This window comes from Moorena sp. SIO4E2 (assembly GCF_010671945.1).
GTDB classification, from domain to species: Bacteria; Cyanobacteriota; Cyanobacteriia; order Cyanobacteriales; family Coleofasciculaceae; genus Moorena; species Moorena producens.
Map to the genome: position 1 here is coordinate 1 of NZ_JAAHIE010000244.1, position 10,676 is coordinate 10,676.

Consider the following 10,676-nt stretch of genomic DNA (forward strand, 5'->3'; position numbering starts at 1 on the left):
AGATGGGGAGATGGGGAGGCTTGTCCTAACTTTAATGCGTAGTGCTATATAGGGATCGGTGTAGGAATTGTGATAATTGTTGATCCCGACTCCCGACTCCTGACTCCCGACTCCCGACTCCCGACTCCCGACTCCCGACTCCCGACTCCCGACTCCCGACTCCCGACTCCCGACTCCCGACTCCCGACTCACTTTGCTATACAACAATCAACTAGGGGTTTGACTGCGATCGCACGCAAACCCACGGAACCTAGGAAATCCTCCCAATCCCGTTCTAACCTAGAATCCTCTGGTTTCTGGGACCGTAGTTGAGCTAAGGCTGTCATCGCATCATGCCAAATACCGTGGCTCGCATAAATAGCAATACGGTCCCGTGGCGAAGTAGCAGCGTTTAGCTTACTACTGAGGGTAGAGTCTGCTGTGATTCGTTTGACTAATCCTTCCACCGTGGGATTCCCAGACGGGTTTTGGGGATTAACTAAAACAGAGAACTGCCATCGATATAGCTGGTCAGTTTGTAGGGGTTGGTTCAATCGAACACGGACAATACCAGGAGTTCCAGATAAGGTCATCGATTTTACTAGTACAGCCTGTTGGTTCTGATTGAGCAGTACAAACTCTACCGTTAGTTCACGAGTAGACTGTTCAGGAACATAAAACCAAAAGGTAGGAGACTCAGCTAAGGTCAGTGCTAAGGAAGAGTTGGAATCATTACTACAGTTGCCCGTTGCCTCGACAATCTCGCTACTACCAGGGACTATAGCAATCAGCTGATCCGAACACAGACCACGTGATCCTCCTGATGTTCGTTTCGGTGGTCTGCCCACATCATCAAAGTCTTGATTTTGTGTAGCATTTGGTGTAGTGTAGTCTGGTGGGAGGAAATATAAACGTCCTCCAGCTGTTGTGATCTGATCAGTTCTGCTATCACCCCCAAAGTCTACATCTGGTTGACCTGATGGAGTATCGGATCGGGAGAAACTATTTGTGACAGAGTTGCTGTTTAGGGCAACAGACTGCGAACGCGCTCGTAGAGGGTAAATGGTGAAATTAAGTAGTACCCAGGCAAGGGCCAAGATCAAAGAAGGTTTGTACAACGCTAGCTTGAGTTTATACATACTGAGAGGTTTGACAAACGTTAATTTTTTTAAAGCATTCCATAATCTTTATCAGTCCTTACTCAGGGATTTTATGCAAACGTTTACATTTCTTATCACACCGATCGGATATAGAGCATTTGCCAATCTATTTGGCGTTGCTTAATAATGGAATGATTTTAAGAGTAGGTGCGCGCTTTCCAATGGGCGAGTAAATCGCCCTTGGGTCGCACCTGTGGAATAGGCATCTTGCTTAGGTGCGCTTGACCTTGGCGAATTAAATTCGCCACGGGTCGCACCTGTGGAATGGGCATCTTGCGTGGAACTGGCATCTTGCCAGTTTCAATATATTTTCGGGCGGGCAGGATGCCCACTCTACTCCTATTCATTCAAAGACTGATGCAACGCGATCTATTTAGAAATGCTAGATCTCAACCTGGGTGTCTTTTCGTTGTAAGCATTCAGCTATCAGCATTCAGCGATCAGCTTTCAGGTACAGGTATCATCAGTGATCAGCTTATGGGCTACGTCACAGGCTTCTAGCCTGTGCCACGCTACTGTTCGCCCAGCGTGGGCCAAAAGCCCACGGCTGACGGCTGACCACTGACCGCTGACCACTGAATGGTTACTTTTCGTTTACGCCTTCAGGTTGGTAGCTATGAGAACAATGACGCAGTTAACCTTGATGACTGATTTATCTACCAAAAACAGTATTACATATCAATCCCGACTCATTTCTCTAGTTGAATTAAAATTCACTAAATCTTTAAACAAATAACCTTTTTATCAAAATTATCTAAAAGACTTGGATGATAAATCTAGCCTTTCCATTTGAGATGTAAACATAATCGTGATTAGTAAAGGCAAGAGGCAAGAGGCAACAGGCAATAGCTAATCAAGTATCTAGGGATTTTTGGGAATATAAAAAACTGTCATTCTTGTTTACAATTCATTTGAAAATGCTATAAACTACGATGGAACCACTGGTTGCCACTAACCCCAAGGCTGATGGTATAAAGGGTATCCATCCCCCTTGGAGTAAGAGAACATAACAGACTCCAGATAAGAGGCTGATACCAGCAAAAACAGCAACTCCCAAGTAGGATGGGGAATGTAAACGCCAAACTAATAGGCCTCCCACCAAAGACCAACTACCAATCCAAAGCAGTTCCCCCCACTGTGGCAACCACCAGAGCAAGGGTCGTTGATTCAAAACAGCACTAATAATCTGACTAGTCATCTGAGCGTGAACCATAACCCCAGGTATTTTGTCAGGCCATGGCCCTTTAGTATAGGGAGTCAGGTGTACATCCTTTGAATCTTTACCCACCCCAATCAAGACAATCTTATCCTTGACCAAAGTGGGCAGTTGGGAATCGAGTTTACCCTTGAGTAAGTCTTGGAGATTAACTTTTTTGGGATTCTTAGCACGGTAATTAAGGAGCATCTGATATCCCATGGCATGATCTGGCTCTAACTGATACCCACCAGCATTGTGTGGGAATTTCCGAAACATCACACCACCGATTTCTACATCCCCTGCTGAATTTCTCGTCATCGGCGGGATTCCCTCTTGGGCTAGGTAATTCAGAGCGACTTGTAAACTCAGAGAGTAACTGGTATCACAAGTATCCGAAGGGGTCATCGCTAGAAATTGGCGGCGGATAATATCATCTGGGTCACGAGGCAAATCACTAAAGCCGATCTGTTGTGATGCCATACCGGGTGGTGAAGCGATAGCAGTCTGATCAATACTTGGCATTTTGCACACCGCAATGAAACGGGGATTTTGCTTCAATTGAGTAGCTAAGCTGGGTTCAAACTCAAAGTCATGATAAATATCTAAGCCAATCACTCGCGGTTGATCAGGGTTGAGTTTCCGCAACAGTTGTGCCAGAGCCGTATCGGATAATGACCCTTTCCTCGACCAACCCATCTTGTCCTGATACTTAATATCTGGTTCTTCCACCGCAATTACTAAAACCCGCTCATCCCGCTTTTCAGGTGGTCGCAGACCCATGAGATGGTCGAAAGCACGTAATTCTGATCCTTGTAACAGCCCTAGCGATCGTATTGTGATCACTGCAATAGTGGCAATAAAACTTACCAGTAAAACCGTTGAGAGTTTGGGTTTATTCTTGGTATAGAATCCCTTAGTCAAGTCTTTCCAAGTTGGCGGTTTCAGAGCAGGATTCTGAAATATCACTGGTAACCAACTGGCACAGGGATAGTTATCTTCTACCTCCTCCTGCAATCTTTTCCGGGTTTCCCACACTGAATCCGATAAGGATTTTCCCTTTGTGGCAAATGCGTTGAGAAAATACCTCAAAAACTTCTGAGCTACCTCATCTGGCACCTTTTCCCGCATTACCAGGGTTGTCGAGATTGGTAAACTAACCAATTCTGCTGCTAATCCTAACCCATCACAGGAATTAAAGATAGCCAACTTCAACCCATTCTTAATCGCATTGGTTAGACCATACTTTAACTCCTCAATGGTGATGCTTTCATCCTGATTGATGAAAAACCGTCCTTGTAAATTCTTTTTATTCTGGGTAAAACTATGACCAGCAAAAAACAATATCTCCCACTTTTTTTCCCATAATTCCTGGCTTAATTTTTTTTTTGGGGGACTGATTAAGGGGGAAATTTCTGCATCGGGTAATTCCTCCTGGAGTAATGCCAAATCCTTCTGGATATCAATCCCGGTGTCATCTCCTAGAATTGCCAATATTCTGACTTTATTTATATATTTTTTGCTTGGTGGTGAGGGTGGGGGAAATTCTGAAGCACTGAAATTAACCTCAATATCACAATCGGACAAGACATCCCAGAGATGCCAAGGCAGTTGCCAAAGTTTGAGATTATTAGTTTGAATAATAAACCGAATCTGGTCATTGGTCGATAAAGATTTTAACACTTGATCCCGGAAGCGTTGAAACTTTCTATCGGTTGAATTTAGCCAATTATTGATCGCCTCTTGTAAATCCTGAGCTGAGTGGATAATTGAATAGTTGGTTATCTGTTCTGAGGGAGCTGTCAGTTTCCGATGCACTTTGATTCTCCCTTGAGCACGATAGCTTAAGAGCCAACTGTCACACAATTGGTTAATGTGAGGTGCTGGTGGTAACCAACCGTCAATTTCTCTAGCCATTAAATTATTTTCCTTGGCATCAATCCCAATTTTGAGGATGACCCGAAACCCCTGTTCAAAGTCACCATCAACTATTTTTAAAGTAACTAAATTCGTCATTTTTCATCCGGTATTATTGAATTTATTAATATATTTTTTAAATTGGTTGGGAGAGAAAGTCCTGGGTTTTAGGGAGTCGGGAGCGGTGCGACCCGTGGCGAATTTAATTACGGGTCAAGCGCACCGAGGGAGTCGGGAGTCGGGGTAATAAAATTGACTCTACCTGATAAGTATGAGAAACGCTATATAAAAACATTCAACCGAACATAGGTGACAAATTAATCACCCTACCCTACGGGAACGCCAAAGGCGAACAACATTTTTGAATTAAGAATGTAGAATTTATAATTTAGAATTGGGAATTCTGCATTCTGCATTCTGCATTCTGCATTCTGCATTCTGCATTCTGCATTCTGCATTCTACATTCTACATTCTGCATTCTACATTCTACATTCTGCATTCTGACAGACAACCTACCCTACACCGAACGCCAAAGGCGAACAACCTCACAACCTCACAATCTCACAACCTCACAACCTTGGCCAAAAGGCCACGCTACGCGAACAACCTCACAACCTTGGCCAAAAGGCCACGCTACGCGAACAACCCAAGATAAGTTACAAGACAAACTCTTTGGAAAAGCTGGCATCTACCAGTACCAATTTTACCATAAACCTATCCCCCCTTTCGCCATGAAACTCTAATTGGATCCAATTATCAGCACTTCTCGACTGAGCCGACAAGAAAATTTCTCCCTGCTGATCAAGTACTAGCAATTGGAGATTATTTTTTAGATATTTCTCATTAGTAGGATACACCCGTAAGTGAACATTAATTCCCCCATCTGCTTCAGGTATGAGAGTAACCATAAATGCTACTTTGCTCCCATTCAGTTGCATTTCTAAATCAATTATCTTAACTCGCCTAATCCCAGCTTGGGGATGATTTGGGTCAAGTTTTCCTAAACTGACAGCGGCTTGGCGGCGTAAGTCATGATCTTCAGTAGTATTGATCATGTCAGCCAGTAATGCGATCGCGTCTAAGCTACCATGAGCAATTTCACCCAATAATTCTATAGCCGGTAAGTTAGTTTGTTTACTGTTATTGGTCTTTAATAGTTTAATAATTGCGGTCACAGCTTCAGGGATATTTTCGTAAAAGGGGGAAGATGCTGAAGAATTACCATTCAAACTATCCTTCAAACGAGTCTGTTGAGACCGGTAAGCTACTCTTAGAGTAGGTTGACAATTACGTGCTCGAACTTCCTCAACAGTTTGCCAACCAGCCTCCAGGAAATTATCCAGCCATGAGAGTAAGTTTATAGATGGCTTACGAGAGTAAACTAGGGAACGTTGTTTATATAATTCTTTGCGCCATTTAGAATTTGATACCAGTGCCTGCCACTTAGCAAAAGGAATATCTAGCCTCGGAGAGTAAGGAGTTTCCTGGCTCAATTGCTTGATTAACGTTGTTGCTTCATCACAGGATAATCTTGCCATTGGCTTTACTGTCAGTTTGGGACTTGGAGTAAGTTCCTCCGTTACCCACATCACATTCAAATCTTCAATTAAATCTACTGCATCCACAGCATAGGTTTCATCGATGATGTCATAGTTACCATGATCACGTAACTGTTGATAAGTGGTGTATCCCCACACCTGTAACCAGCATTCTTCTAAATTCAGTTGCATCGCCACATAATAATGACTAGCCCACTCAGGAATATCAACCCACTCTCGCGGTACTCGCAACGCTGTAAATTTGATTTCTTCACTAGGAATTAATACCAGTCGCGTCTGGTTTAGCTCAACAGCTGTACCATTCACTACGTCCCAGAAACTTGGTAAATCCCCCAACTCTGGCCATACTAATGCTTTGTTTAGTGGTTTGTTTAGTGGTTTGTTTAGTGGTGTATCTAGTGGTTTGTTTAGTGCTTTGTCTAGTGCTGTTTCTAGTAAATTTGTTCCTGTTAAATTTGGTTCTGTTAAATTTGCTTCTGTGTCCAGATAGCTTAAAAACGTATTCAGACAGAGACAATTCAGATAGGCTCGCCAACGAGCAGCTTGGTTAGAATAACCTTGAGCTTGGGTTTGTTGCCATGCTTTTTCTCGTTCTTCTGGGGAGAATTCTATCAACATTTGGTCTGGGTGTAGGCAAGCTACATCCTCTAAACGTAATTTCATTGACTCATCTCCTTTTTGGTTAATCGTTAATTGGTATTTGGTATATTTGGGTTAACGTTTCACGTTTCAGGTTTCACTGTGCCTACATGGCTTTTGACTGTTTTGTGATTGGGATTGCTCTATTAGTGCCTGATTTTGCTGGAGCCACCGCTCAATAAATTTAGCGATCGCTGGCTTAGCTGATCTGAAATTAATCAGTTTTATAGCAAACCTTTCCTCAATCATTACCTCAAATTTTGGTTGAATTAATTCCCTTAAAATCTGGTTGCTGCTAATTAGTTGTTTTTTTTCTAGATTACTAAGCTTTGTCGTGATTATTTTATCGACAATTTCATCATAAATTTTATAAATAATTTGAGCAAATAATTCTTTACTATCAGCACTTAAGTAAGATTTGAGATAGTTATTAATATAGTTAGTTTTAGTGGTTTTATTAAGGTGCTGATTGATGTCTTTAGAGGTAATATTTTTGCTCATAGCATCCCGAAAATAAAAGGTGACGACTGCCTTCAAAATCCGTTTAAAATAACGTTGAAACTGGCGAGCCACTTGATATTGCTTTTTAAACCCGAAAAGCTCGATAAAATCTTGTTGATTGATGCCTAGACCAAGCCAAAGTCTTAGGGATTTCTGAGCTAGCTGATCTAAAGCCGTAAATTCTTTTAAGATAATACTCCTGACTTGAGTCAACTCATCCTTTTCTTCCTCTTGGATTACCACCTCTAAAGGATTAGATCCTATATCAGTAATTTCCCCATACTCATCTAAGGATACTGAATTCCTTTGTTGAGACATCCGCACCGCTTGGATGCAAATGGCTAGCATTTCTTCAATGTGTTCAGTGCTGAGTCTTGAGGGCTGAGTGCTGAGTGCTGAGTGCTGATTGCTGAGTGCTGTTCGCGTAGCGTGCGCGTAGGGCATATGCTGAGTGCTGATTGCTGAGTAACGTAGTACTTGTCTTAACCAATCTGAATCACTTCTTCTAAGATTATTCCTATGAAACTCATCACTTTGGAACTCAGAGCTCACCAGTTTATTTAACCGATTTAACTGCTGGTTGTAACGAAGAGCAATTTGGTTAAGCTGTTGCTGGGTTAGGAATTTAATTGGGGAATGATGGCGATGATTTCCCTTGCTGCTGGGAGGATACATCTCATTAAAGTAGTCTTTAAACGATTGCCAAGCCAGACGATAATAGTTAAAATATTGATTAGTGATGCCATAGTCGTTAAGTGCTTGCTCAAGTTCTGTTTTATCCAAATATCGCAACAAGCCATAATCAGAAAACTTGATAGATTTTAACCTGAGTTCCTTGGCGACTTGATTTCTAATAATTCGCTTGAGGGCATTAAAAGCATAGGCATAAATAGAAGACTTAGGATAAAAGTTAAATCCTCTGAGGAGTTTAGCGGGCTTGCTGGCTGCTGCACTAGCAATGATGAAACATTCTTCTACAGGGTAATGTAACGCAAGATTATGAGATTTACTCAACTGATGGGCGATCGCTTGAGCTGCAGACCAACAAACAAACTGTAGATAATTGAATAAGAGCTGATCAGATAACGTTAACAATAACAGATCAGCTCTAATCACCACTATCGGAGGATTAGTCATGGATAAAATCCGGTAAATACCAGATGCTTGTCTCAACTGATATAAGAAGCAAGCAGCCCACTCGGCTTCGCTCCTATCTGGCTCAGACTCGACTAGATGTGCCATGAAATCCTCTAATCTAGAATTAGACTCAAAAACCGGCTCGATCCCCCTATTACCTTGGCGGTCTTTTAAATAAATAGATGTCGAAAACGGTTTGATACCTGAGTTGTTATCTGAGTTGTTAGTAGGCATTGATTCTTTCCCCTAACTTGTAGTAGCGCTTTCGCCTAACTCCTAACTTGAACCGATTCATAGGTCAAACAACTAAGTAGAAGGAAACCTCATTAGTTACTTGGTACTCAAACTTAGGGGTTATGCAGCTTCTCTCTAAAATAACTAGATAATAGTTCACCAGAGAAAATTATGCTCAAGGGTAACTTAACCCATTATCCCTACCCATCAAGACGAGGGGTAGTCATGGGTAATCGATTTGCCGTAGCCACCAGCCAATCCCTAGCCACCCTAGCTGGTATGGAAATGTTTTGGGCTGGAGGCAATGCTGTAGATGCTGCTATAGCCACAGCGATCGCATTGACAGTGGTTGAACCTACTTCCAATGGTATTGGTTCGGATGCCTTCGCCTTAGTATGGGATGGTAAACTCCATGGCATCAATGGTTCTGGCAAAAGCCCTCAACACCTGACCCTTGAGCATTTTGCTGGTATGAGTCAAATTCCTGCTATCGGCTGGTTATCGGTAACAGTGCCAGGAGCGGTATCAGCATGGCGTAGTTTGTGGCAACGGTGGGGAAAGCTACCCTTTGAGCAATTGTTTGCCCCAGCGATTCGATACGCCGAAGCGGGATTTCCAGTCTCTCCAGTCACAGCAAGAGCTTGGAAACAAGCGGAAGCTCTGTACCTCCCCCTGACCGGAGCAGAATTTGAACCATTTAAACAAGTATTTTTCCCTAACCAGCGCGCACCAGTAGCTGGAGAGGTATGGGGGAGTAAGGATCATGCTAAGACCTTGAAAGCGATCGCAAACAGTGGTGGTGAGAGCTTTTATCAAGGGGAAATGGCTGATGCGATCGCAAACTTTGCCGCTAATACTGGTGGCGTGCTGACCAAAGCTGACCTAGCTAGTCACCAAGCTGAGTGGGTAAACCCCATTTCAACTAACTATCGTGACCTGACCGTATGGGAGATTCCCCCCAACACCCAAGGGATAGCGGCCTTAATGGCATTGAATATAATCGAAGGTTTTGACTTAAGCCACTATCCCCGTGAATCAGCCCAAAGCTACCATCTACAAATCGAAGCCATGAAGCTAGCCTTTGCTGATGTTCACCGCCATATCACTGACCACCGGTTTATGGAAGTCCCAATCGAAACCCTATTAGACCATGGGTATGCAACAGAACGCCGGAAGTTAATTGGGGAAAACGCGATCGCCTTAGCAAAACCCGGTTTACCCAAAGGTGGCACAGTTTATCTAGCAGCAGCAGATGGGGAATTAATGGTATCCTTTATCCAATCTAACTTTCAAGGCTTTGGGAGTGGGATTGTTATTCCTGGCACTGGGATTGCCTTGCAAAACCGAGCCAATGGGTTTACCCTAGAATCCGGTCATCCTAATCAAGTCGCACCAGGTAAGCGGTCATATCATACCATTATCCCGGGTTTTCTGACTCAAAATGGTCAACCTCTAGGACCCTTTGGAGTTATGGGAGGCCCCATGCAGCCTCAGGGACATGTACAGGTAGTGGTTAATCTGGCAGATTACGGGATGAATCCTCAAGCTGCTCTAGATGCTCCCAGATGGCGATTTGTGGATGGGTCACAAGTCCTGTTGGAACAGAGTGTACCCCGTCATATTGCTCTGGAGCTAGCTGAGATGGGTCATGACATTCAGGTTAAGGCCGATAGCATAAATTTTGGTAAAGGTCAAGTAATCTTGCGTCAGTCAGGGGTTTTGGTAGCGGCATCTGAACCCCGTGGTGATGGATTAGCGTTAGCAGGGTGAAGGGGTGATCACAATCCAACAGATGTTTAGAAAAATATTAATAGCGCTGTTGGCTATATCAGGACTTACCCATTGCCCCCTAAATCCCCCAAACTTGGGGGACTTTGAGAGTAGTCCCCCCCAGCGAGGGATTGCTCGCTGGGGGGTTAGGGGGGCAAAACCAACTAAACTTCGTAAGTCATATATATCTAGCACTACAGTTATCTTAACTATGGCTACAGGGATAGTCTATCCGGTAACCATAGGACGCTCAAATGCTCAACAACCATTGCTAGCCCAGTCTTGGCAAGAGGCTCAGCTGACTCAACTTATTTCAGGTCATCGCTCAGATGTCAATTCTCTCGCTATTAGTCCAGATAGCCAAACCCTAATTAGTAGCAGTAAAGACAAAACCATCAAGTTCTGGAATCTAAGGGATGGTAGGCTACAGAGGACGGTCAAAGGGTTTACGAGAACGCCAAGTTCTGTGGTAATCAGTGCTGATGGTAAACGTCTCGCTGCCGCAACAGAAAGACAAATAAATATCTGGAACCTAGAAACTGGAGCACCACCTCGTACCTTGAAAGGACATACGGGTATAGTCA

At 43.4% G+C, this 10,676-nt stretch carries 9 protein-coding genes and 1 pseudogene; 3 read left to right on the forward strand and 7 right to left on the reverse strand.

Annotation, left to right across the window (positions count from 1 at the left end; all coding sequences use genetic code 11):
* From F6K37_RS22260 to F6K37_RS22280, 5 genes and pseudogenes are all read right to left on the reverse strand, one after another.
* Positions 1-207 (reverse strand): annotated as a pseudogene (locus tag F6K37_RS22260) (hypothetical protein); the annotation flags it as partial.
* On the reverse strand, positions 189-1,118 hold the full coding sequence (locus F6K37_RS22265) for a DUF928 domain-containing protein (RefSeq protein WP_287252192.1): 930 nt from the start codon (positions 1,116-1,118) through the stop codon (positions 189-191). The pseudogene F6K37_RS22260 and the gene F6K37_RS22265, both read right to left, overlap by 19 nt.
* A 158-nt stretch (positions 1,119-1,276) precedes the next feature.
* Positions 1,277-1,429: a hypothetical protein gene (locus F6K37_RS22270; RefSeq protein WP_287252194.1), complete on the reverse strand. Its 153-nt coding sequence runs from the start codon at positions 1,427-1,429 to the stop codon at positions 1,277-1,279.
* A 157-nt stretch (positions 1,430-1,586) separates the two neighbouring features.
* Positions 1,587-1,715 carry a hypothetical protein gene (locus F6K37_RS22275; RefSeq protein WP_267872042.1) on the reverse strand — a complete coding sequence of 43 codons (129 nt, stop codon included), beginning with the start codon at positions 1,713-1,715 and terminating at the stop codon, positions 1,587-1,589.
* Positions 1,716-2,046: 331 nt separating this feature from the next.
* Positions 2,047-4,350: a CHASE2 domain-containing protein gene (locus F6K37_RS22280; RefSeq protein ID WP_287252196.1), complete on the reverse strand. Its 2,304-nt coding sequence runs from the start codon at positions 4,348-4,350 to the stop codon at positions 2,047-2,049.
* Positions 4,351-4,366: 16 nt separating this feature from the next.
* On the opposite strand from F6K37_RS22280, the gene F6K37_RS22285 reads away from it, so the two are divergent.
* The gene (locus F6K37_RS22285) at positions 4,367-4,498 is read left to right on the forward strand and encodes a hypothetical protein (protein ID WP_287252198.1); all 132 of its coding nucleotides are present in this window, start codon (positions 4,367-4,369) and stop codon (positions 4,496-4,498) included.
* A gap of 410 nt (positions 4,499-4,908) precedes the next feature.
* On the opposite strand, the gene F6K37_RS22290 is transcribed toward F6K37_RS22285, so the two are convergent.
* Together F6K37_RS22290 and F6K37_RS22295 are read right to left on the reverse strand one after the other, a co-directional pair.
* Positions 4,909-6,474: a DUF1822 family protein gene (locus tag F6K37_RS22290; RefSeq protein ID WP_287252200.1), complete on the reverse strand. Its 1,566-nt coding sequence runs from the start codon at positions 6,472-6,474 to the stop codon at positions 4,909-4,911.
* 66 nt (positions 6,475-6,540) lie between these two features.
* Positions 6,541-8,322 carry a hypothetical protein gene (locus F6K37_RS22295; protein WP_287252201.1) on the reverse strand — a complete coding sequence of 594 codons (1,782 nt, stop codon included), beginning with the start codon at positions 8,320-8,322 and terminating at the stop codon, positions 6,541-6,543.
* Positions 8,323-8,493: 171 nt separating this feature from the next.
* Between F6K37_RS22295 and ggt the strand changes: the two genes are divergently transcribed.
* Together ggt and F6K37_RS22305 are read left to right on the forward strand one after the other, a co-directional pair.
* On the forward strand, positions 8,494-10,092 hold the full coding sequence (gene ggt, locus F6K37_RS22300) for a gamma-glutamyltransferase (protein WP_287252203.1): 1,599 nt from the start codon (positions 8,494-8,496) through the stop codon (positions 10,090-10,092).
* 4 nt (positions 10,093-10,096) lie between these two features.
* The coding region (locus F6K37_RS22305; RefSeq protein WP_502887767.1) for a WD40 repeat domain-containing protein at positions 10,097-10,676 on the forward strand (580 nt) is incomplete at its 3' end.

What these genes read in the sequence shown, in the direction of transcription:
- F6K37_RS22290 (WP_287252200.1), bottom strand. Translation starts at nt 6,474, where the DNA reads ATGAAATTACGTTTAGAGGATGTAGCTTGCCTACACCCAGACCAAATG.
- ggt (WP_287252203.1), top strand. Translation starts at nt 8,494, where the DNA reads ATGCTCAAGGGTAACTTAACCCATTATCCCTACCCATCAAGACGAGGG.
- F6K37_RS22270 (WP_287252194.1), bottom strand. Translation starts at nt 1,429, where the DNA reads ATGCCAGTTCCACGCAAGATGCCCATTCCACAGGTGCGACCCGTGGCG.
- F6K37_RS22295 (WP_287252201.1), bottom strand. Translation starts at nt 8,322, where the DNA reads ATGCCTACTAACAACTCAGATAACAACTCAGGTATCAAACCGTTTTCG.
- F6K37_RS22265 (WP_287252192.1), bottom strand. Translation starts at nt 1,118, where the DNA reads ATGTATAAACTCAAGCTAGCGTTGTACAAACCTTCTTTGATCTTGGCC.
- F6K37_RS22280 (WP_287252196.1), bottom strand. Translation starts at nt 4,350, where the DNA reads ATGACGAATTTAGTTACTTTAAAAATAGTTGATGGTGACTTTGAACAG.